This window comes from Streptomyces sp. CY-1, from assembly GCF_047218265.1.
Taxonomy (GTDB): domain Bacteria; phylum Actinomycetota; class Actinomycetes; order Streptomycetales; family Streptomycetaceae; genus Streptomyces; species Streptomyces niphimycinicus.
Window position 1 is genome coordinate 9,807,470 of sequence record NZ_CP178393.1, and the last position, 21,815, is coordinate 9,829,284.

Annotated in this window: 18 protein-coding genes and 2 pseudogenes; 3 read left to right on the forward strand and 17 right to left on the reverse strand. The window is 72.8% G+C overall.

Translation table 11 applies throughout. From position 1 onward, the window contains the following. Nucleotide 1 precedes the first annotated feature (1 nt). A complete protein-coding gene (locus ACK1X7_RS42295; RefSeq protein WP_385146593.1) occupies nt 2–1,213 on the reverse strand; it encodes a CaiB/BaiF CoA transferase family protein in 1,212 nt (403 codons plus the stop codon). 115 nt (nt 1,214–1,328) lie between these two features. Continuing rightward, nucleotides 1,329–2,273, reverse strand: a complete 945-nt coding sequence (locus tag ACK1X7_RS42300) for a LysR family transcriptional regulator (RefSeq protein ID WP_361502572.1) — start codon at nt 2,271–2,273, stop codon at nt 1,329–1,331. Nucleotides 2,274–2,417: 144 nt separating this feature from the next. Between ACK1X7_RS42300 and ACK1X7_RS42305 the strand changes: the two genes are divergently transcribed. Further along, a complete protein-coding gene (locus ACK1X7_RS42305) occupies nt 2,418–3,725 on the forward strand; it encodes a CitMHS family transporter (RefSeq protein ID WP_390794132.1) in 1,308 nt (435 codons plus the stop codon). Between the two features lie 168 nt (nt 3,726–3,893). Here ACK1X7_RS42305 and ACK1X7_RS42310 read toward each other — a convergent pair whose 3' ends face one another. The 6 genes and pseudogenes from ACK1X7_RS42310 to ACK1X7_RS42335 all read right to left on the reverse strand — a co-directional run. Continuing rightward, entirely contained in the window at nt 3,894–4,958 is a 1,065-nt protein-coding gene (locus ACK1X7_RS42310; RefSeq protein ID WP_385146589.1) for a zinc-dependent alcohol dehydrogenase family protein, read from the reverse strand. Between the two features lie 83 nt (nt 4,959–5,041). Then, a complete protein-coding gene (locus ACK1X7_RS42315) occupies nt 5,042–7,447 on the reverse strand; it encodes a GH92 family glycosyl hydrolase (protein WP_413116515.1) in 2,406 nt (801 codons plus the stop codon). A 252-nt stretch (nt 7,448–7,699) separates the two neighbouring features. Beyond that, nucleotides 7,700–8,491: an SDR family NAD(P)-dependent oxidoreductase gene (locus ACK1X7_RS42320; RefSeq protein ID WP_390794134.1), complete on the reverse strand. Its 792-nt coding sequence runs from the start codon at nt 8,489–8,491 to the stop codon at nt 7,700–7,702. 277 nt (nt 8,492–8,768) lie between these two features. After that, nucleotides 8,769–9,770 carry an NADP-dependent oxidoreductase gene (locus ACK1X7_RS42325; protein ID WP_413116516.1) on the reverse strand — a complete coding sequence of 334 codons (1,002 nt, stop codon included), beginning with the start codon at nt 9,768–9,770 and terminating at the stop codon, nt 8,769–8,771. A gap of 6 nt (nt 9,771–9,776) precedes the next feature. Beyond that, on the reverse strand, nt 9,777–10,370 hold the full coding sequence (locus ACK1X7_RS42330) for a TetR/AcrR family transcriptional regulator (protein ID WP_390794135.1): 594 nt from the start codon (nt 10,368–10,370) through the stop codon (nt 9,777–9,779). Between the two features lie 340 nt (nt 10,371–10,710). Further along, nucleotides 10,711–10,842: pseudogene (locus ACK1X7_RS42335) on the reverse strand (right-handed parallel beta-helix repeat-containing protein); the annotation flags it as partial. Nucleotides 10,843–10,956: 114 nt separating this feature from the next. Between ACK1X7_RS42335 and ACK1X7_RS42340 the strand changes: the two are divergent. Next, a complete protein-coding gene (locus ACK1X7_RS42340) occupies nt 10,957–12,057 on the forward strand; it encodes an RICIN domain-containing protein (protein WP_413116517.1) in 1,101 nt (366 codons plus the stop codon). Here ACK1X7_RS42340 and ACK1X7_RS42345 read toward each other — a convergent pair. The 5 genes from ACK1X7_RS42345 to ACK1X7_RS42365 all read right to left on the reverse strand — a co-directional run bounded on the left by ACK1X7_RS42345 (nt 12,027) and on the right by ACK1X7_RS42365 (nt 16,283). After that, a complete protein-coding gene (locus tag ACK1X7_RS42345) occupies nt 12,027–12,704 on the reverse strand; it encodes a S26 family signal peptidase (RefSeq protein WP_390794138.1) in 678 nt (225 codons plus the stop codon). The genes ACK1X7_RS42340 and ACK1X7_RS42345 overlap by 31 nt on opposite strands. 54 nt (nt 12,705–12,758) lie before the next feature. Beyond that, nucleotides 12,759–14,738: an ABC transporter ATP-binding protein gene (locus ACK1X7_RS42350; protein ID WP_413116518.1), complete on the reverse strand. Its 1,980-nt coding sequence runs from the start codon at nt 14,736–14,738 to the stop codon at nt 12,759–12,761. A 23-nt stretch (nt 14,739–14,761) separates the two neighbouring features. Continuing rightward, nucleotides 14,762–15,316: a hypothetical protein gene (locus ACK1X7_RS42355; protein WP_385146573.1), complete on the reverse strand. Its 555-nt coding sequence runs from the start codon at nt 15,314–15,316 to the stop codon at nt 14,762–14,764. A gap of 65 nt (nt 15,317–15,381) precedes the next feature. Further along, nucleotides 15,382–15,963: a MauE/DoxX family redox-associated membrane protein gene (locus ACK1X7_RS42360; RefSeq protein ID WP_385146571.1), complete on the reverse strand. Its 582-nt coding sequence runs from the start codon at nt 15,961–15,963 to the stop codon at nt 15,382–15,384. Between the two features lie 134 nt (nt 15,964–16,097). Further along, nucleotides 16,098–16,283, reverse strand: a complete 186-nt coding sequence (locus tag ACK1X7_RS42365; protein WP_385146569.1) for a hypothetical protein — start codon at nt 16,281–16,283, stop codon at nt 16,098–16,100. A gap of 253 nt (nt 16,284–16,536) precedes the next feature. On the opposite strand from ACK1X7_RS42365, the pseudogene ACK1X7_RS42370 reads away from it, so the two are divergent. Further along, nucleotides 16,537–16,761 (forward strand): annotated as a pseudogene (locus ACK1X7_RS42370) (hypothetical protein); the annotation flags it as partial. Between the two features lie 55 nt (nt 16,762–16,816). On the opposite strand, the gene ACK1X7_RS42375 reads toward ACK1X7_RS42370, so the two are convergent. The 4 genes from ACK1X7_RS42375 to ACK1X7_RS42390 form a co-directional block, all read right to left on the reverse strand. Continuing rightward, nucleotides 16,817–17,986 carry an amidohydrolase family protein gene (locus tag ACK1X7_RS42375; protein WP_390794140.1) on the reverse strand — a complete coding sequence of 390 codons (1,170 nt, stop codon included), beginning with the start codon at nt 17,984–17,986 and terminating at the stop codon, nt 16,817–16,819. Nucleotides 17,987–17,989: 3 nt separating this feature from the next. Next, nucleotides 17,990–19,348, reverse strand: coding sequence for a glutamine synthetase (locus ACK1X7_RS42380; protein WP_385146565.1), 1,359 nt, complete (start codon nt 19,346–19,348; stop codon nt 17,990–17,992). A 151-nt stretch (nt 19,349–19,499) separates the two neighbouring features. Next, nucleotides 19,500–20,480 carry an ABC transporter substrate-binding protein gene (locus ACK1X7_RS42385; RefSeq protein WP_390794141.1) on the reverse strand — a complete coding sequence of 327 codons (981 nt, stop codon included), beginning with the start codon at nt 20,478–20,480 and terminating at the stop codon, nt 19,500–19,502. Nucleotides 20,481–20,507: 27 nt separating this feature from the next. Beyond that, on the reverse strand, nt 20,508–21,731 hold the full coding sequence (locus ACK1X7_RS42390) for a CdaR family transcriptional regulator (protein ID WP_413116519.1): 1,224 nt from the start codon (nt 21,729–21,731) through the stop codon (nt 20,508–20,510). Nucleotides 21,732–21,815 lie beyond the last annotated feature (84 nt).

A 21,815-nucleotide genomic window follows, 5' to 3' on the forward strand; every position in this document is an offset into this window, starting at 1 on the left:
GTCAGATGACACCCTCGGCCTCCAGTTTCGCCAGCCGTCCGTCGTCGATGCCCAGCCACTCCCCGTAGACCAGCGCGTTGTCCGCGCCGAGCGCGGGGCCGGTGCGCCACACCGCGCCGGGGGAGTGGTGGAAGCGCGGGATCACCGACTGCATCCGCACCGGGCCGAGGTCGGCGTCGTCCACCGTGATGATGTCCTCGCGCTCCGCGTAGACCGGGTCGGCGGCGATGTCGGCGGCGGTGAACACGCGCGAGGCCACCACCTCGGCCCGTTCGAACGCCGCCAGGCACTCGGCCGCGGGCCGCGCCGCGACCCAGTCCCGCAGCGCCGCGTCCAGCCGCTCGCGCCCCGCGTGCTGCTGGTCCACGGTGGCGAACTCCTCGTCGGGCAGGCCCAGCAGCCGCACCACATTGCGCACCGAGCGGTTGGTGGCGGAGGTGACGGTGAGCCAGTCGCCGTCGGCGCTGCGGTAGGTGTTGATGACGGCGGCCGGGGCGACGGCCAGTTGGTTGCCCGCCCGCTCGGGGGCCGCGCCGAGCTGGTCGTACGCGATGATCTGCCACTCCACCAGGCGGTAGAGCGGCTCGAACAGCGCCAGGTCGATCCACTCGCCGTCGAAGTCCGGATCGGTGTCACGGCGGTGCAGGGCGGCCAGGATCGCGAACGCGCCCATCAGCCCGGTGACCGCGTCTCCGTGCGAGAAGCCGGTGTGCACGGGCGGGCCGTCCGGGAAGCCGGTCAGATGGACCACACCGCTGCGGGCCTCGCCCATCTTCCCGAAGCCGGGCGCGTCGGCACGGGACGAGGTCGCGCCGAAGCCGGAGATCTGTAGCAGGATCGCGGTGGGGTTGAGCGCGTGGACGGCCTCCCAGTCCAGGCCCCAGGCGCGTAGCCGGCCCGCCCGGAGCGTCACGATCACCACATCGGCCCAGGCGATCAGCTCCCGGGCGACCTCCCGGCCCTCCTGGTGGTGCAGATCCAGGGTCACGGAGCGCTTGTTGCGCCCCGCCACCTTGAACCAGAGCGGAACGCCGTCGCGCCGCGGCCCCATCGCCCTCGCCGCGTCACCGGAGCCCGGCGGCTCCACGTGGACGACGTCCGCCCCCTGGTCGGCGAGCATCCCCCCGGCGAGCGGGCCCGCCACCACATGGGCGAACTCCACCACCTTCAGCCCCGTGAGCTGTCCCTGCCGTGTGCTGGTCTGGTCCTCCATGCGGCCAGGCTGCGGGGTGGGGTGTATGCGCGTCCAGCAATGAAAGGAGATCAATTCATGCGGATCTCGCAAAGATCGCTGCTGACCGTCGCCGCTGAACAGCGCCCCCGCGGCCTCACCACGGCCCGTCGTCCGCCTCCTCCCACACCACCCCCGCCGGCAGGGCGTCGGCGGCGGAGCGGAACTCCTCCAACTGGTCCAGGAAGCGGCGCGCCCCCGGCGGCAGGGTGCGGCGCGTCGGCAGGACGACATACAGCCGGCGCTCCACCACCGGCCCCACCAGCGGGCGCCGCACCAGTTGGCCCGGCACCATCAGCGGATGGACCAGGGCGGGCAGCGCGGAGACGCCGAGCCCGGCGGCCACCAGCCCGCCCACCGTGGCCACGTTCGACGCCTCGGCCGCCGGGTTCGCCTCCATACCGGCCTGGGCGAACGCCGCGTCGGTCATCCGGCGCACGCTGGAGTCGGTGCCCACCGCGAGAAACGGCTCCCGGCCCAGCTCCTCCCAGCTCACCTCCTCCCGCTCGGCCAGCGGATGGTGCTCCGGGAGCACCGCGTCGAAGCGGTCGCGCACCAGCGGCCGCAGCCGTACGCCCGGGGCGCGCCGGGCCACCGTGCTGACCGCGAAGTCGGCGTCCCCGTCGACCACCCGCTCCAGCACCGAGCGCTCCAGCCCGTCCAGCAGCCGTACGGTCATCTCCGGGCGCCGCGCGCGGAAGGCGGAGATCACCGGCGGCAGCAGCACGGCCGCGACCGACGGCAGGGTCGCCAGGGCCACCGCCCCGCGCTCACCGGCCCCGTAACGCCCCAACTGGGCCAGGCCCGCGCGGTGCGCGGAGAGGATCTGGTCGGCGATCCGCAGCGCCTCGGCGCCCGCCGGGGTGAGCCGCACATTGCGGGTGTCCCGCTCCAGCAGCCGCATCCCCAGCGTCCGTTCCAGATCGGCGACCGCACGGCTCAGCGACGACTGGGACACATGCAGTTCGGCGGCGGCCGCGGTGAAGCTCACGGCGCGCGCGACCGCCGCGTACGCGGTCAACTGGCGCAGGGTGACGTCCATGGTCCGTGAGCGTAGGCGCGGCGGCCGCGCGGCGGAACTGTTGCGCAGATCGCATGGATAGATCTGTGTTCGATGCTGGACGCGGATCTTTCCCCGCTCGGAAACTCTTCGGCAGCACCCGACCGGACGAGGAAGCGAGCGGCCATGCTGGCAGCACTGGGGTTCTGCACGATCGGCGGCTTCCTGCTGCTGACCATGTTCAAACGGGTCTCGGTGCTGGTCGCACTCGTCCTCATGCCCGTGGTCACCGCGGTCATCGGCGGATACGGCGACGACCTGGGCCCGATGGCGCTCGACGGGCTGTCCAAGGTCGCCCCGACCGGCATCATGATCGCCTTCGCGGTGCTCTACTTCAGCCTGATGATCGACGCGGGCCTCTTCGAACCGCTGATCCGCGGCATTCTGCGGGCCGCCAAGAACGACCCGGTACGGATCACGGTCGGCACCGCCGTACTGACCGTATGCGTCGGGCTCGACGGCGACGGCGCCTCGACCTTCCTCATCACCATCTCCGCGCTGCTCCCCGTCTACCAGCGACTCGGGATGAGCCGGCTGGTGCTCGCCGGGGTGGTCGGCCTGGGCGCGGGCGTGATGAACATGATTCCGTGGGGCGGGCCGACCGCCCGCGCCGCCGCGTCCCTGAAGATCGACACCTCCGACATCATCACACCGCTGCTGCCCGCCCTCGCCGCCGGTATCGCCTGGGTGCTCCTCGCCGCCTATCTCATCGGACGCCGTGAGCGGCGGCGGCTCGAAGCCCTCGAACCCGCCCCGCGGGCCGAGGTGGCGGTCGGGGACGGCCCCGGCACCCCCCGGGTCGCCGCCCGCCCCGGCCCCGCGCTCACCGTCTTCAACCTGCTGCTCACCGTGGCGCTGCTGGTCTGCCTGGTGCTGGAGGCCATGCCGCTGCCCGTGCTCTTCGTCTTCGCCTTCGTCCTCGCGCTGCTGGTCAACCACCCCCGCTGGGAGGACCAGCAGGCGCTGCTGGAGAAGCACGGCAAGAGCGTGGTGCTCGTCATCACCATGATCTTCGCGGCCGGGGTGTTCACCGGCATCCTCGGCGGGACCGGGATGATCGGGAAGATGGCCGAGGCGCTGGTCGACATCATCCCCGACGGGCTCGGCGGACATCTGCCGGTGCTCGTGGCCGTCACCAGCATGCCGCTGAGCCTCGTCCTCACCCCGGACGCCTACTACTTCGGTGTGCTGCCGGTGCTCGCCGGGACCGCCGACGCCTTCGGCACCGACCACGCCGAGATCGCCCGCGCCGCCGTCCTCGGCCAGATGACCACCGGCTTCCCGCTGAGCCCGCTCACCGCCGCGACCTTCATCCTCCTCAGCATGAGCGGCGTCCAGCTCGGGGAGCACCAGCGCTTCCTCTTCCGCTGGGCCTTCGGCACCACGCTCGTGATGACCGCCGCGGCTCTGGCGACGGGCGCCGTCCCGCTCTGACCCTCGTGGCGACGGCCCTGGCGGGGGCGGCCACGGCGAGGCGGCTACGGCGCGGGCGGCCCCGGTCAGGGCGGCCTCGCCGCGACGGCCCGGCTGACGGCCCCGGCGTGGCGGCCCGTCAGCTCCCGCCAGGGCGGCCCCTCAGCTCCCGGCCAGGGCGGCAGCCCGTCAGCTCCCGGCCAAGGGCGGGCGGTGCGGTTCGATGACCGTGACTCCGCCCCTCCCGCCGGAGGCCATCGTGGACAGCGCCTCCGGGACCGCGTCCAGCCCGATGACATCGGTGACCAGCAGATCCGGCCGCAGCGAACCGGCCTCGACCATCTCCATCATCGGGCCGTAGGCGTGGGCGGCCATGCCATGGCTGCCCAGCAGGCGCAGCTCCTGCGCGATGACCCGGTCCATCGGGATCATCGGGGTCCCGGCGGCCGGTGGCAGCAGTCCGACCTGGACATGGCGGCCGTGGCGGCGCAGGCTCTTGATGGACGCCGCGCAGGTCCGTGGGGAGCCCAGCGCGTCGAGCGAGACATGCGCGCCGCCGCCCGTGGCGTCCGCGACCGCCTCCGCCACCGAGCCCAGCGTGGACGCCACGTCCACGCACACCGCCGCGCCGAACCGGGCCGCGAGGGCGAGCGCTTCCGGTGAGATGTCCACCGCCACCACCCGGGCCCCGGCAGCGGTGGCGATCATCACCGCGGACAGCCCCACCCCGCCGCAGCCGTGCACCGCGACCCACTCGCCCGGGGCGACCTGGCCCTGGGCGACGACGGCGCGGAAGGCGGTGGCGAAGCGGCAGCCCAGACCGGCGGCCGTGGTGAACGACAGCTCGTTGCGTATCCCGACCAGATTCACATCGGCGTTCTCGATCGCGACGTACTCGGCGAACGAGCCCCAGTGGGTGAACCCCGGCTGCGTCTGCCGCTCGCACACCTGCTGGGCGCCTTCCGCACAGGCGGCACAGCGCCCGCAGGCGCACACGAACGGCACGGTGACCCGCTGCCCGGGACGCCAGTTGAGGACGTCGGGGCCGACCGCCTCTATCACCCCGGCCAGCTCATGGCCGGGGACATGCGGCAGCCGGATGTCCGGGTCGTGGCCCATCCAGCCGTGCCAGTCACTGCGGCACAGCCCGGTCGCCTCGACGCGGATCACCACGCCGCGCGGGGAGGGAGCGGGGTCCTCGACGCTCCGGACCTCGGGCCGGCGCCCGAAGTCGTCGAACACCACAGCACGCATGGACACCCGCTCCCTCGCTCGACCACACCCCCAGGCCCGTGTGTCCAGGCGGGCCCTAGAACCTACACCACAACCGGCCGGTATCAGCCCTTGCGGGTGGCGCCCACCGACGGCGGCTCGGCGCCCTTGCCGGTGCCCCAGGACGACGGCTCCGTGGACAGCCGGTGGGCCAGCTTCCCGCCATGGGCGACCTGGTCCCAGTCCAGCCAGGTCCGCGCCACATCACGGCCGCCCAGCGAGACGCTGCGCACATACCGCTTGGTGTCGCTCGCGCCCGGCGCGGTGACCGTCAGCGTGCCGCCCTGCCGGGTGCCGTACCGCCCGATGCGGACCACGGCCGAGTCGAACTGCGGACTGGACAGGGCGAGGAAGTCCCCGCCGCTCATCGTCGGATACAGGCCCAGCGAGGAGAAGATGTACCAGGCCGACATCGTGCCGAGGTCGTCATTGCCGGTCATCCCGTCCGGCCCGGTGGTGAACAGGGTCATCGCCGCCCGTACCGCCGTCGCCGCCTTCGCGGGCGCGCCCGCCCACAGATACATGTACGGGGCGTGCAGATCGGGCTCGTTGTTGGGGTTGTAAGTGGGCTTGCCGTAGTAGTCGTACGGGGCGGAGATCCAGTCATCGCGGGCCGTGCCCGCCGGGTCGGTGAGCAGCTTGTCGTAGGCGAAGAAGTCGTCCAGCCGCTTCTCGGCCGCGCGCCTGCCGCCCATCAGCTCCACCAGACCGGCCGGGTCCTGCGGCACCAGCCACTGGTACTGGTAGGCGCCGCCCTCGTGGAACTGCTTGCCCGCCTCCACCGGGTCGTACGGGGTCACCCACGCGCCGTCGGCCGTGCGCGGCCGGAAGTGGCCGATCGACGGGTCCCACAGCGTGCGGAAGGTCTGGCCGCGCTCGGCGAACATCCGGGCGTCGGCGCGGTGTCCGAGCCCGCGCGCCATCAGGGCGAGCGCGGCGTCCGCGGCGGAGTACTCCAGGGTGGCCGAGGCGGGGTGGACGCAGTCGTTGTCACCGCCCTTGTCGGCGCAGTCGGTGCCGAGCTTCAGCCCCGAGGGGACGTAGCCGAGCTTGCGGTAGTAGTCCACTCCGGAGCGGCCGTTGTAGGGGGAGCCGGCGGGCGGGGTGCTGGTCGCGTTCCTCTTCAGCAGCGCGTACGTCTCGTCCTCATGCCCGGCCAGCAGCCCCTTGGACCACGCCTCGACGAGGAACGGGGTCACCGGGTCGCCCGTCATGATGTTGGTCTCGCTGTTGGCCAGCGCCCAGCGCGGCAGCCAGCCACCGTCCCGGCCGATGGCGACGACCGACAGCGCGACATCGCGGGCCACCCCCGGCTCCAGCAGCTCCAGCAGTTGGTTCTGCGGCCGGTAGGTGTCCCACAGCGAGAAGTTCTGGTACGGCGTATAGCCGGAGGCGGTGTGGGTCGCGCCGTCGAAACCGGTGTAGCGGCCGTCCACGTCGCCCGCCACATTGGGGTGCAACTGGGCGTGGTACAGCGCGGTGTAGAAGGCGCGCTGCCGCTCCTCGGTACCGCCGCCGACCCGGACCGCGTCGAGCTTCTCGCGCCAGGTGTCGTGCAGCGCGGCGCGGGTGGCGTCGAAGTCGTAGGAGTCCCCGGTCTCGGCCGTGAGGTTCTTACGGGCGCCTTCCGGTCCGGTGTACGACAGCCCGACCTTGACCACCACATCCCGGTCCTGGCTCGCGTCGAAGCCGGCCCAGGCGCCGTTGCCGCCCGCTCCGGCCGCCTCGCGGGAGCCGGGGGAGGGGGTCGTACCGCGCCAGGTGCCGTAGGAGGCGAAGGGGCGGTCGAAGGTGGCGGTGAAGTAGACGGTGTGCCGGTCCTTTCCGGCGCAGAAGTTCCCGGCCTCCACCCGGCCCTCGACGGTCCGGTCCCCGACCACGCGGACCTCGGAGCCGAAGACGTTCTGATTGGCCTTGCCGGTGTTGAACAGCACATTGGCCGCGCCGGTGGCGGGGAAGGTGTAGCGCTGCCAGCCGGTGCGCCGGGTCGCGGTCAGCTCGGCGTCGATGCCGTAGGTCTTCAGCCCCACCCGGTAGTAGCCCGGGGTGGCCTCCTCGTCGTCATGGCTGAAGGTGGAGCGGTAGTGCTCCGGGTCCACGTCGGTGACCGCGCCGGTCGTCGGCATGATGGGCAGCTCGCCCGCCACCCCGCAGCCGACGCCGGACAGATGGGTCTGGCTGAAGCCGTGGATGGCGTTCTGATCGTAGTCGTAGCCGCCCTGACCGCCGGTGTCCGGGCTGACCTGGACCATGCCGAACGGGGCGCTCGCACCGGGGAAGGTGTTGCCGAAGTTCTCGGTGCCCACGAAGGGATGGACCAGCGAGGTGGGGTCGGCCGGAGGGTCCCCGGCCGCGGCGGCGGCCGTCGCCCCCGGCGGTCCCAGCAAGCCGCCGCCCAGCAGCACCGCCGTCATCACGCCCGCCACCGTGCCCGCTGTGCGCGCACGGATTCCACCGATCAGCGACCGCATGGGACGCACCTCCGCTTGACAACGTTGTCCGACCAGAGTCGCGAAACTTTGGCATGGGGGCTGGGCGGTGTCAATGACCGGTGTGCGGACGGGTCATCGACACCGCCCGCGCATCAGGCCGTGGCGCGAAGCGCTCCGCGGGATTGGCCGTGATGTGCCGTCGTTCGTCCGCGGCGCCGTCGTGGCTGGTCGCGCAGTTCCCCGCGCCCCTTGGCGGCGCTGTTGAACCGCAGCCGACTTCACCAGGTCCGCTCAGCGCTTGCCGCGCTGACCGTCGGCGAGCTGACGGGACGTCTCCCCGGCGCCCGCACCCCGCTGGGCCCGCTCGGCGAGGGTCGGGAACAGCCCGCCGAGGGCGCTGCCCAGGCGCAGCTCCAGCGGGGCCACGTTCACCTCGGCCCGGTTCCGCTCGATGGCCCGGATGGTCGCTGCCGCCACCCGCCGGCTGGAGATCGTCCGGACCCCGGTGGGGAGGGACGTGCCCGCGTCGGCGAACATCCCGGCGTCGCCCACGAATCCGGGCTGCACCAGCGAGACCCCCACCCCCGTGCCGTGCAGGTCCTGCCGCAGCCCCAGGGCGAAGCCGCGCAGCCCGAACTTGGCCGCGTTGTAGAGCGCGGCGCCGGGGGAGGCCGTACGGCCCGAAAGCGAGCCGATCATCACGAGCTGACCGGATCCCGACTCCACCATGCGCGGTGCCATCAGCCGCGACAGCAGCATCGGCGCGCGCAGATTGACATCGAGGGCGCGCTCCAGCTCCTCGGGCCGGTAGTCCAGGACCGGGCCGCTGGAGGGCAGCGCGGCGTTGGCGATGAGGATCCGGGCCTCCGCCGCCTCCTCGACCAGGCGCTCCAGATCGGACCGTTCGGCCAGATCGGCGACGATCACCCGGCCGCCCAGCCGCTCGGCCAGTGGCCGCAGCACCTCCTCGCGGCGCCCGGTGAGCAGCAGCTTGGCGCCCTTGGCCGCGAGCGCGCGGGCCAGAGTCTGCCCGATGCCGCCGGTGGCCCCGGTGAGCAGGACGGTCGTGCCGTCGATCCGCATGCGATCTCCTCCGGTTACGGTCGAGTACGTTCCGGCACGGTACTGGGTTGCGCTCCGCGCCGGGCGGGGACCCCGTCCCCGTATGCGTACGGTCGCTGAGGGCGGCGTGTCCCCCGCTGCTCCCGTCGGCCGCCAGGTCTTTGGGCCGCCGCCCCTGGGTGCGGGTCCGGTGTCCAGCGGGTCTCCGGACCGGGGCGGCGGGCTGTTTCGGTGGGCCGCGGGACCGGGGAGCCCAGGCTGTGTCCGGCGAATCCGGTGACTTCGGATCGCCTGGGGCTCACATTTCGACGACGACCTTTCCCTTGGCGCGCCCCTGCTCCAGAAAGGCGAAGGCATCGGCGATCTGCTCGAACGGGAAGACGCGGTCGATGACCGGCTTCAACTCGCCCGCGTCCACCAGCGCGGCCAGATGCTCCAGGTCCGCACCGCTGGGGTGCATGAACAGGAAGCGGTAGCTCGCCCCGTGCCGGCGCGCCTCGCGCCGGATCTTCGCACTCAGCAGTCCGAACACCGCAGCCAGGAGCGGGCCTTTGCCCATGTCCTGGCGGGCGGTGGCCGGTTCGGGGGTCTTGGCGATGGAGACGGTCTTGGCGCCCGGTTTGAGGATGGTGAAACTGTCCAGGAGGTCCCTCCCGCCGGTCAGGTCGAAGACGCCGTCGTAGTCGTGCAGTACGTCCTTGAACCTCTGCTCGCGGTAGTCGATGACGGTCGTGGCGCCGAGTGAGCGCACCAGGGCGGCGCCGCGCGGCGAGGCGGTGGTGGCCACCTCGGCGCCCATCGAGACCGCGAGCTGGATCGCCAGGGTGCCGACGCCGCCGGCACCGCCGGAGATGAACACCCGGTCACGGGGCCGCAGGCCCAGCTCGTCGCGCAGGGCCTGCAACGCCGTCAGCCCGGCCAGCGGCAGCCCGGCGGCGTCGATGCAGCCCAGCCTCGCGGGCATCTTCGCCACCAGCGACTCTTCCACGGTGGCGTAGGTGGCGAAGGCGCCGAGCTCGCCCTTGTCCACGCGGGTGAACACCCGGTCGCCGACGGCGAATCGGGTCACGCCGGGGCCCACCGCCGCGACCTCTCCGGCCAGTTCGCTGCCCGCGACCATGGGCAGGGGCAGGCGATTGATCAGGCGCATCAGGCCCTGCCTCAGCTTGTAGTCGATCGGGTTCAGGCCCGCGGCCCGCACCCGGATGAGCACCTCACCGGGCCCGGCCTGCGGTGCGGGCACCTCGCGGAGCTCCATGGCGTCGGGGCCGCCGTACCGGGTCAGAACGTATCCCTGCATGGGGTGTTACCCGCTTTCACTGTTCGTCGCGAGGAATGCGTGCACGGCGCCGCGCACCCGCGCGTCGACACCGTCGGAGGCGTCGAGCTTGCCGTCGAGATGGAGGAAGGCGAGGCCGTGCACCAGGGCCCAGACCGCGGTGGCCAGATCGCCGAGGTCGGCGGCGCTGTTCGGGAAGGCGCGTCGCACCAGGTCTTCGACATACGCGACCACGACACCGTTCGCGGCCACCCGCTCGTCGTGTACGGGATCGCAGGGCTCCGAGAACATCGCCCGGAACAGGCCCGGGTGCTCCAGCGCGAACCGCACATAGGCGACCGCCACCGCCGCAAGATCGTCCGGCGTCTGAGGGGCCGGGTGGGCCGCCGCCAGATACCCGGCGAGTTCCCGGTAGCCCTCGGCGGCGACCGCCGAGACCAGGGACTGCCGATCAGCGAAGTGCCGGTACGGGGCGGTGGGCGAGACACCGGCACGACGGGCGACCGCCCGCAACGACAACCCCGCACCGCCCTCCTCGGCGAGCAGTTCCCGCGCTGCCCGCAGACAGGCGGCACGCAGATCGCCATGGTGGTACGTGGCACGGCTGGGCTCCGAGGGCACGGAACCACCTCCTCGGAGTTTACGGTGCTTACATTCACTTCGATGTTAGCACCGTCCACATTGTGGTTGTCGCGTTCGAGTCCCCCCTTGGGTCAGGGTCCGCCCGGCGGACGTGCCCTGCGGACGGCCGCATCGGGCCCGTCCTACGCGGCAGGTCACCCCTGGAGAGGAGACACCGCCCCTGGGGAAGCCGATGTCCCGAGACCTGGCGCAACCCCGAGGTGACCACGTCCACGGACACCACCCGCTACGGACGGCATCCAGGCTCGAAGAACAAGCACCCCTCTGGCCGAAGGTCACGGAGAGCTTGCCGTCCGAGGCGAGGGACCAGCGCAGCGCGCCGGAACACCGACGTACCGCCGTCGAAGTTGTAGTTGCGCTCGGTGTTGTCGATGCTGACGTTGCCCGACACCGGCATACGGCCGGGGTTGCTGTTGTAGGTGAACCCGTGCTTGCCGTTGCGGTAGGCGATGTGCATCAAATGAGCAAGCGCTTTCGAGAGCGTCAACGCCCCCTTGCGTGGAAGTCGATAAATGGCGGACATGGCCGTTGTGGGCGATCAGCGGCCGCCATGACGATTCCGCCCATGGAACCTGACAAGGCTGGTGATCTTGAGGATGTCCAGGATGTAGGCGGCTTCATGACGTTGCTGCGGGAACTCAAGGCCCACTCCGGGCTGTCGTACCGGCGGCTCGAGGAACGGGCCGCCGCCGTGGGGGACGTACTGCCGCGCAGCAGCGTCTCCACCATGCTGAGCCGTGACCAACCGCCCCGGCCGGAGCTGCTGGCGGCCTTCGTGCGGGCGTGCGGGGACGGCGAGCGGGCCGCGCGGTGGTGCGCGGCCCGGGACCGGGTCGCACGACTCGCTGCGCCGGCGGAGGAGGCGTCGTGGGTACCGGCGGAGGCGTCGGTGCCGTCGTCCAGCGCGGTGGGCGTCGGCATTCGGCTGCCGGTGGATCAGGGCGCGCGGGACAGCGTGAGCGGTGGCGCCGCGCCTCCCGGGCCGGAGCCGGGTCCCGGGACGGATCCCGGACCGGGGACGGGCGGGCGGCGGGCGCGCCTCGGCCGGCACCGGCGGGGTCTGACGGTCGCCGCCGCCGTGCTGACGGTCGCCCTCGGGGCCGTCGTGGCCTTCCGCCAGGATCAGATGCCGTGGCGGCAATCCCGCGCCGCGGACCCGCCGTCCGGCGCCCCGTCCGGCGCCCCGTCCGGCGCCCCGTCCGGGGGTCGGCCGACACCGCCCGGCGGCTGGGTGACCATCAGGATCGCGGAGGACCCGGAGCTGTGTCTGACCGACGGCCGGGTCCGCGACTGGCGGTACACACCGCTCGTCGCGGTGCAGCGACCCTGTGCCGAGGCGGCGCCGCAGAGCACCCTGCTGGAGCCGGCCGGCGACGGGAAGTACCACATCGTGTGGTATCACCCCGACTACGGCAGGGGCTGTCTGAAAGCGCTCGCCGACGGAGACGGCGCGGGACTGCTGGAGCCGATGGACGTCTGCGCGGACGGCAGTCTGTTCACCATCGAGCCGTCGGGCGAGCTGAAACGGGGCAGATATGTGCTCCGGATCGAGGGACGCGGCTGTGTGGGCATCGTCGACTCCAGCTCCGTCCACGGTGCGGAGGCGGTGATGCAGCGCTGCGAGGGCAAGGGCCGTCAGGTGTTCCTCATCCGGCGCGCCGGCTGATCCGAGCCCGCCACCTCGCCCAGGACGCGTTCCGCCGGGAAGTAGCCGACCTGGCGCGAGTCATAGCTCTGCTCGCTGTTGTCCCCGAGCAGAATCAGCATGCCCTCGGGGACGGTCCGGTCCGGGGTGTCCCCGAGCGCGGGCAGCCCGGACCGGGGCACGGGATCGCCCGGTACGGCCGCGACCCGTTTGATGAACCACTGCCGTGCGTAGATCCGGTGCGCGGGCGCGGTCCGCGGGACGGGCGGGTCCGGCCACGGCGCCTGGTACGGCGGACGCTCCACCACCACGGCCGCCCCGCGCCCGGGGGTACGGCCGCGGCGGACCAGCACGCTGTCCCCGTCGTGGTAGGCCGGTTCCATGCTCCGGCCCGAGACGCCGACCGCCACCAGCCGCCGTTCCGCGGCCCGGGCGAGGGCGAGCCCGGCGGTGAGCAGGAGGGCGACCGCCCCGCATCCTGCTCCCCAGCCGGGGCTGCGTACGGGCCACAGGAGCGAGGCGGTGCCCGCCCAGAGGGCCACGTCCAGCGTGAGCAGAGCGGTCCGGGCGCGGCGTGCGCGCCGGGCGCGGACCCGGGCCCGGTCGGGGGCGGTCTCCGCCCAGGATGCCCGGGCCTCTGAGAAGTGGGGGCCGCTGCCGGGACTCATCGTGGTGTTCTCCTCTGCGGGGTGCGTCGGGACAAGGACCGCTCGGGGATCCGCTCAGGCGATGTGCGGCGAGGCGTCAGGGGCGGTGGCCGGGTCCGGGGCCGCCTCCTGGCGGTAACCGGCGGCCTGAAGGGCGTACAACCCCGCGTACCGCCCTTCCGCGCACAGGAGTTGGCCGTGGCTGCCGCGCTCGGCGACCCGTCCCCCGTCGAGCACGACGATGATGTCGGCCTCCCGTACGGCGCCCAGGCGGTGCGAGATGAGGACGCTGGTGAGCCCCTGCCTGTGGGCCCGGAGCGAGGTGTGGATCTCGTGCTCGGCCGCCGCGTCGAGCCCGGCGGACGGCTCGTCGAGGATCATCAGATCGCGGCGGTCGCGGACGAACGCCCGGGCCAGGGCGAGCCGTTGGCTCTGCCCTCCGGAGAGCATGACTCCGGTGGCCGGGTTCCGCTTGTCCGCCTCGGCGAAGAACATCCGGGAGAGCAGGGTGTCGTAGCCGTGCGGCAGCGCCGCCAGCACCTGGTGGATCCCGGCCCGCCGCGCCGCCCTTCGCAGGCGCTCCGGTTCACCGAGGGCGTCGAGGTCGCCCTGCGCGATGCTCTCGGCAGCCGTCATGTCGTAGTCCATGTAGTCCTGGAACACCGCGCTGATGCGTCGGCGCAGATCGGCGATGTCGGCGTCGCGCAGGTCGACGCCGTCCCACCGGATGCTGCCCCGGACCGGGTCGTAGAACCGGCACAACAGCTTGACCAGCGTGGACTTGCCCGAGCCGTTGAGGCCGACGAGGGCGAGCGACGATCCTGCGGGGATCCACAGGTCGATACCGCGTAGCACCCAGGGATGGTCGGGCGCGTAGCGGAACCACACATCGCGCAGCTCGATGCCGCGCCGCAGCTCCGGCAGCGGGCGGGGGTCGGCGGGCGCGGAGAGTTCGGGCCCGGCGCGCACCACAGCCAGGTAGTGCCCGAACAGCAGCAGGGCGTGGTGGGTGGTCGCGACATCGCCCGCGAGCGCCGTCAGGGCCGTCTGGACCCCGGCCACGGCGGCCAGGAAGACCGCCACATCGCCGGGGGTGAGTCCGCCTCCCCGGGCGCTGCCGACCGTCCACAGCAGCCCCGCGCCCGCCACCGACGCGGACAGCAGGCCGAGTCCGGCGCGCATCCGGACCTCCTGCCGGTCGACCGTCCGGCGGGCGGCGTCCGCGCTCTGCCGGCCGGCGAGCATCCGGCCGCGCAGAAAGGCGCCGGTGCCGAAGAGGCGGATCTCCTTGGCCGCCTCGACGTTGGCGAGCAGGCCCATGTAGAAGAACTGGCGCCGCTCGTCGGGCCCGATCTCCCAGACGGTGGCGGCGCGCCTGCGCGACAGCAGGAGTTCGGCCGCCAGCACGGGCAGCGCGGCGAGCAGGACGAGCGCCATCGTCGGCGGGCTGATCACGAACAAGGAGCCGAGGAAGCCGACGATGGTGAGGACGGACCGGACGACGCCCAGGGCTCCTTCGACGGCTTGGCCGGCGACCGGTTTGGCCACCACCGTCTGCTGGGCGAGGCGCAGCCGGTCCAGGAAGACCGGGTTTTCGAAGCGGGCGAGCCCGGGGAACCGGTCGACGGCCAGGAACAGCCGGTCCTGGGCGTACTGCCCGACCCGGCGGTCCATCTCGGTGCGCAGATAGTGGGCCAGATGCGGCAGTGCCGCGGTCGCCACCCCGGTCGCGGTCAACACGGCCACGGGGAGCAGAAGGGCGCCCACGGTGGCACCGGCGGCGAGGCGGTCGATGACGAGTTTCAGCGACCAGGCGGCCGCCACCGGGAAGAACCCCATGGCCAGCGCGGGCCCCGTGTACAGCGCGAGGATGCCGGGTGCCGCCCGCACCACCATCCGTACCGCGTCCAGGACATGGGACGGCCGGATGCGGGGTGCGCGTTCGTCGTCGGGGTGCTCGGGGTGCTCGGGGTGCTCGGGGTGCTCGGGGTGCTCGGGGGCGGTGGCCTGGGAGGCGGGTCGTGGGTGCGGCACGGCGGGGCGTTTGCGCGTCATGGCGCGGTGGACGGCGACGCCGGTCAGCGGGCGGCGACGGCGGGACGGTCCACGTCGACCTGGTCGGCCATGACCAGGAGACGGCCGTCCGTGCTCCGGTTGACCTTGAGGACGACGGGAAAGCCCTGCACCTTGCACGCCCCGGCGACGGCGTCGGCGTCCGGGCCGGTCAGTACGCGCGCCACCGGGCGCAGCGCGGTCAGCATCGGGGCCGCCGCTTCCGCCTCCTCCGGGCTGTCGGCGATCACCGCGGCGAGGACCTGTTCGCGTCCGCGCGGCACGCTCCTGGCGTACTCGGCGAACTTCGGGAGCTTCTCCTTGCACGGGCCGCAGGTCGGGGAGAAGAAGGCGACGACGGTCTCACTGTGGATCATGCCGTCGTGTACCCGCTCCCCGTCCACGGTGGCTCCGGAGAACTCCCCGACCTCGTCCCCGGTTCCGAGGGAGAGCCGGCCGCCGCCCCGGGTGGCGAGCAGTTCGGTGTGTTCCCGCAGCCGCTTGATGACGCCGACGGTGAGCACCAGATCGAGGAGGCACAGCAGCCCGACGAGGACGAGAGTGGCGATGACGATGGGCACGGTGGGTCTCCGTTTCCTGTGCGGATTCCTGTGCGGAGGGCAGGGGATGGCGCGCGGGGTCCGGCTCACCGTCCCGGGCGGACGGGGTGCCGGGACCGGGCGGTACCTACGGGGCTCATGGGCCGGAAGAGGCCCGCGATGGTGTCGAGCGCGGCGACGCAGCCGCCGACGAGCAGCCCGCCGAGCGCCGCCACGAGCAGCCCGGCCGGCTGCGCGGGGCCGATGTCCGGGCGCAGCATGGTTCCGGCCGCGGCCAGGGCAAGCCCGGCGAGCAGGACGTTGCGTACGATGTGGCGCACGCCGAGCGGGCTGGTGGACGCCCCTCCGAAGCACCGGCACACCGCGTGGGTGCCCCGGGCCACGGCACAGGCAATGGCCACCGCGAAGGCCAGAAGCAGGGCCGCCGCCCCGGCCAGACCGAGCGCCGGCAGACGCGCCCACGGCGCGGCGAGCAGCAGGCAGACCAGCCCCTCGCCCGCGACGACGGCCACCGCCACCGGGCGGACGGCCCGGAGCGGCACCAGCCCCAGGTCGCCCAGGGACGAGGTGAACGCGGCGAACGAACGCCCGCTCGCCGCTTTGCCGACGGCGGCGGCCAGGAACACCGTGCCGATCAGGCAGCGGATGCCGAATTCCAGGTACTGCACGGGGACCTCCTGCGGAGCGGGAACCGGGAACGAACCGGGAACCGGGAGCCGGGGACACCGGTGGACGACGGCACGGCGGTCCGCCCGGTGTCGCACGCCGGTGCCCCCGGCCGGTTCCCTGTCACGTCACCGGATCAGCAACCCGGACAGCTTCGCCAGCAGTTGATGGAGCCACAGGCGGTATTGACGCAGCACGCGCTGCGCGCGCACTGCCAGCATTCGTTGAAGCACTGACACGCCTGGGCGGAAGCGGCGGCCTCCACCTTGGGCACGAACAGGCCGAGCAGCCTGCCGCCCACGGTTTCCAGCACCTTGGACATGGTTCTCCTCCTCGTCGGATGGGTGCGTCGGGAGTACGTCGCGCGAGCCGCTCAACGGGAGCGGCGAACAGCCGTTTGTTTTCGCCGTGTCCGGCTCGCGACGTCTCCGGATCCTAGGGAGGCCCGGACCGGTCCCTCCAGCGTCCCGGCGTCCGGGACGCGTCCCGGACTGTCCGGGACACCCTCCCCTCGCCCATACGACGACGTCGGCCGTCACGACCAGCTCGTCCTCGCCGCGGGCGGCATCGCCGACACCGTTATCGACGCCACGGCACGCGAGCGTCCGGTGGGCCGGGAACTCGGCTCGGAGCTGGAGCGGGAGTTGGAGAGCAGTGTCCGCAAGGCGCGGCTCCTGGACCAGCGGGTCCCCGCGGGGACCGTGCGGGTGGTGACTGACGGGCGGCCTGTCGTGGATATCGCACGCGAGGTGGTGGCCGCCACCGGCCGGACCGGGCAGCACGCCTTCCGTAGATCGTGATCTTGCTGGTCGGGGCCGGTGTACGCGAGTACGCGATCCTCGCCGCCGGACATGCCTAGCCCTCGCGGGGGGCCGGGGTGCCGAGGCCGTAGACGCGGCGGGCGTTGTCCGCGCCCAGCAGCGCGGCCACCCGGCGGGCGTCGCGGCGCGACCAGGCGCCCTCCGCGACCCAGTGGGTCAGCAGCCCGGTCAGCGCCTCCCGGAAGAGCCGCGCCCCCACCACATACAGTTCGGGCAGCCCATAGGCATCGGTCGAGAAGAGCACCTTGCCGAACGGGGCGAGCTCCAGCATCTCGGCGAGCACGGCCCCGGCCCGCGCCCCGGTGTGCGACAGGGCCAGCCCCACATCGGCGTAGACATGCGGGAAGACGGCGGCCAGATAGGCGGCGCCGCGGTGGTACGGATAGCCGTGCAGCAGGATCAGCGTGCAGCCCGTGGGGCGCACCGCGCGGATGAAGTCGGTGAGGGCGAGCGGATCGCAGCGGTCCAGCCGCAGATCGGGATCGCCGAATCCGGTGTGCAGTTGCAGCGGCAGCCCGGTGTACGCCGCCGACCACAGCAGATGGCGCAGCAGTACGGGGTCGGTGACCCGGGCGGCGGCGGTGCCGCCCTGACCGCGCCGGGCGAGCCAGTGCTCGGCGGCGGTGTGGACGGCGCCGGGGCCCGGCGGATCGGGCTCGAAGTCCAGTCCGTGGCGGTACGCGGCCACCGACTTGAAACCGGCCGCCGTACGGGCCGCCTCCCGGATCCCGTCCGCCACCCCGGCCAGGAAGTCGTCGGCGGTCAGCGAGGTGTCGGCGATCCGCTCCGCCAACTGCTCGAGGCGGACGATCTCATGGGCGGTGCCGCCCGCCGCGAGGGCCAGCTCCTGAGGGGTGGTCAGATTGCCCGGCAGCCCGGTGTCCACCAGGAACTCGCTGATCCCGGCGGCGCCCAGCAGCCGCCGGGTCGCCTCCCGGGGGCCCAGCTCGCGCCGCCTGGCGAGGTAGTGGGCGGGCGGGCAGTGCGGTTCGAGGCCCAGCAGCGGTGGACACCAGCGGCGCACCGCGAACCCCAGTTGACTGTCGAAGAAGGTGGTGCCGAGCGCGGCGGGCGCGTCGGATTCGGTCAGGAACGCCTCGAACGCGGCCGAGCTCAGCTCGGAGCGGACCACCCCATGGCAGTGGTGGTCCACCAGGGGCGGCAGCGGCGGCTCGGTCGGATCCGTCTGCTCGGCGGCCTCCATCGGTCAGTACCGCCTCCGGGTCGCGATGGCGATCTCCCGTGGCGACGACTTCTCGAACAGGGCGGCCTCCGCCCGGCGCACCGCGGCGATCGACTCGAAGAGCGGATCGCCCAGCGCCTCGCGCAGCACCGTCGAGTCCTCGAAGTGCTCCAGCGCGGTGAGCAGCGAGGTGGGCAGCCGCCGCTCGCGCCCCTCGACCGCGGGGTCCCCGGCGACGGGCGGCGGCAGGGAGAGCCCGGAGTCCAGCCCGCCGAGGCCCGCGGCGATGACCGCGCCCGCCACCAGATAGGGGTTGGCCGCCGGGTCGAAGGACTTGATCTCGGCGTTGGCCGCCCCCGGGTCGTCCGGTGCGCCGGTGATGAAGCGCACCGCGGCCTCGCGGTTCTCCAGGCCCCAGCACTGGTACGCCCCGGCCCAGCGGGAGGGTTCGAGCCGGAGGTAGCTCGCGGGGGAGGGGGCGCCGATGGCGAGCAGGGCGGGCAGTTCGCGCAGCACCCCGGCGAGGAACGCCTCGGCCGTCGCGGTCATGCCGCTGGGCCCGTCGCCGTCCCGGCACAGATTGCGGTCCCCCTGCCACAGGCTCAGATGGACATGGGCGCCGTTGCCGACCCCGCCCGGGTCCACCACCGGGCCGAACATCGGGTTGAGCCCGGCCCGCCCGGAGCACGCCCGGATCGTCTCCCGCACCAGCACGGCGAGATCGGCGGCGCCGACCGGGTCGGCCGGTGCCAGGGACACCTCGAACTGCCCGGGGGAGTACTCCGGGTGGAGCTGGAGCACCTCGGTGTGCTGCGCGTCCAGCGCCGCGAGCAGCTCGGCGAGGTAGTCGGCGAGGTCGGCCACGCGCGCCATGCCGTAGGCGGGACCGGCGCAGGGGTAGTGCGGCGGATCCTGGTCCGGGTCGCCGGTGGTGACGACCCACTCGGTCTCGAACCCCATGCGTACGCTCAGTCCCCGCTCCCGCGCCCGCTCGGCCATCCGCCGGGCGAACAGCCGCTGGCAGACGGGGTGCGCCCGGCCCTGCTGGTCGTACCGGTCGACCGGGGCCCAGGCCCAGCCGGGCTGGGCGGCCAGCGGGATGAGCCGGTCCAGGTCGGGGATGAGCCGCAGATCCCCGTCGGGGCCGCCGACATGGCGGCTGGTGGTCATGGAGTCGTCCACGAGAAAGACGTCGAAGACGGGGGACATCCCGACCCCGCGCCGCGCGGCATGGGGCAGCCGCGCGGTGGGCACGGACTTCGCCCGGGTCACCCCCGCGTTGTCCACCCAGGTCAGCGCGATGCCCTGGATTCCGCTCGCGGTGAGCCGCTCGGCCTCCTGCCGAGCCCGTGCGTATGCCTGCTCACGATCGCCGGTCCCCATGGGCGCCTCCTCAGCCACGTCCTGTACGCCGAGACTATTGCCTGCGGACGGTCTTGTGGTGACGCATTGTCCCGATCGCATACGGGGTGTGACGGTGGCTTATGCCGGTCGGAGGTTGACACGGCCGGCCGGGGCGTCGAGGGGTCCGGCGTCAGCGCCCGAGGTGCTCGGTGATGTCACGCAGGACGACCCGGGCGGCGGTGGGCCCGGCGTTGAGGTACCAGGGGTCGTCATCGACCTTGACGGTGTGTCCGGCGCGCACCGCGCCCAGCTTCTTCCACAGCGGATTGGACAGATACGTGGCGGCGTCGGTCTTCCCGGGGCGGCCCTGGACGGAGTAGAAGATCCAGTCGCCGTCCATCTGCGGGATCCGCTCACCGCTGAGGTCCTGTGAGATGTCGTCGAAGCGCTGGGACTTGGGGCGGCCGAGCCCCATGTCGTCGGCGATGGTGCCGGTGAACGACTTCTTCCCGAACATCCGGACCCGGTCGGGGTTGAAGCGCACCATCGACAGCTCCGTCTGCTCGCCGCCCAGCTTCTCGCCCTGGTCGGCGGCGTCCTTCTCGAAGCGGGCCACAAGGGTGCGGGCCCGCTCGCGCTTGCCCACCGCGTCGGCGACGGTCAGCAGATCCTTTTTCCAGTTCACCCCGCGGCCCTTGGTGACCACGGTCGGGGCGATGGCGGACAGGGTGGCGTAGAGATTGCCCTGGGTGCTGTTGACCAGGATCAGATCGGGCTTGGCGGCGGCCAGCTTCTCCATGTTGGGGGAGGTGCGGGTGCCGATGTCCGCCATCGCGCCGAGCGCCTCGGCCTGCCGGGGGAAGGCCGTGCGCAGATAGGCGGGGACCAGCCCGGCGTAGTCGGCGCGGGTGGTGGCCACCGGTACGACGCCGAGGGTGAGCAGATCGTCGAGCTGCCCGGTGCTGATCGCGGCGATGCGCTTCGGCTCGGCCTTCAGCGGCGCACTGCCCTGCTCATGGGCGACGGTGCGGGGGAAGGCGCCGTCGGCCGCTCGGGACTTCGGGGCTTTCGAGGACGTCGAGGACGACGCGGCATCCGAGGAGCCGCAGCCGGTGAGAACGGTGACGGCGAGGGCGGCCGCGAGCAGGGGAAACAGACGGTGGGGGCGCACGGACAACTCCAGTGGGTAAGGTCAGGCTTACCTTACCTTGCCCTGGCTGGTGGTCTCCTGGAGGATGTCGGTCAGACAGGCGAGATACATCTCGATGGCCTGGCCCGGCTCCCGCACCTGTCTCCCCGACAACTTTCCGATCTTCTCCAGCCGGTACAGGAGTGTGTTCCGGTGGATGTGCAGCCGCTCGGCGACCCGCACCAGATGAAAACCCCCCTCCGCCCAGCCGATCAGCGTCTCCCGCAGCGTCGGCCAGTCGGGCTGTCCGGGCAACTCCCCCAGCACGGCGTCGGCGAACCGCGCCCGAGCCTGCCGCGGAGCGGCGCCCAGCAGATGCGGTATCCGCAGGTCGGCGGCGGTGAAGACGCGGTCACCCGGGAAGACGGCCGGTCCGGTGCGCAGCGCGGTGGCGGCGTCGCGATAGGAGTGGTGCATCCCGGTGGTGCCCGCGCCGGGTTCGCCGAGGGCCATCCGTCCGTCCAGGCCGTGCCGGTCGTACAGCAGCGAGAGCAGATGGCCGCAGGCGTCGGCGAGCCGTCCCGGCGCCGCCCGCTCACCGTGCGCGGCGGCCAGCACCACATACCGCCCCGCCGCCTGTACGCCCGCCACGTCCTGCCGGTCCCGGAACACCTCGCGTACGGTCCGCAGCACCGTGATCCGGGATACCGCCGCCGCGCCCTCGTCCGCGCCCTCCCCCGCCGGGTTCATCTCCATCAGCACCGCGGCCCGGGCCAGCCCGGGGGCCAGGCCCAGCTCCACCGCCCGGGCCTCCACCGCCCCGGCGTCGACCACCTCGGGGTCGTAGAGCGCGATGTCCCGTACGAAGTCGTCGACCGCCCGCTCGTGGAGCAGCCGCGAGCGCAGCAGCGCCGCCTCCTCCAGGAGGATCTCCGTCTGCCGCCGCACCACCAGGCCGAAGCGGTGCACCTCCGCCGGCACCCCGGTCAGACAGACCGTGCCGATCACCTCCTCCCCGACGGTGATCGGCAGGCTCATCCCGGGCCGCACCCCACGCATCCGGCCCGCCTGCTCGGCGGTGTGGGTGGCGGGCCGCCCGGTGCGCACCACCTCCAGGGACGCCTCGTGGACGGTGCCGACACGCTCGAGGTCGCCGCAGCCGATGACGACCGCCGCGGGGTCGGTGATCAGCACATTGAAACCGGTGATCCGGCCGATGTCCTGGGCGATCTCCTGAGCCAGCTCCGGGGTCAGGACGGGACGGCCACTCATGGGATCGATCGAGGGGTCCATGGACGGATCGTACAAGCGTGGGCTTCCAGGTGGCGATCGATTCATACGATTCCAACGATGACCGACCGCCGGACGCTGCCTACC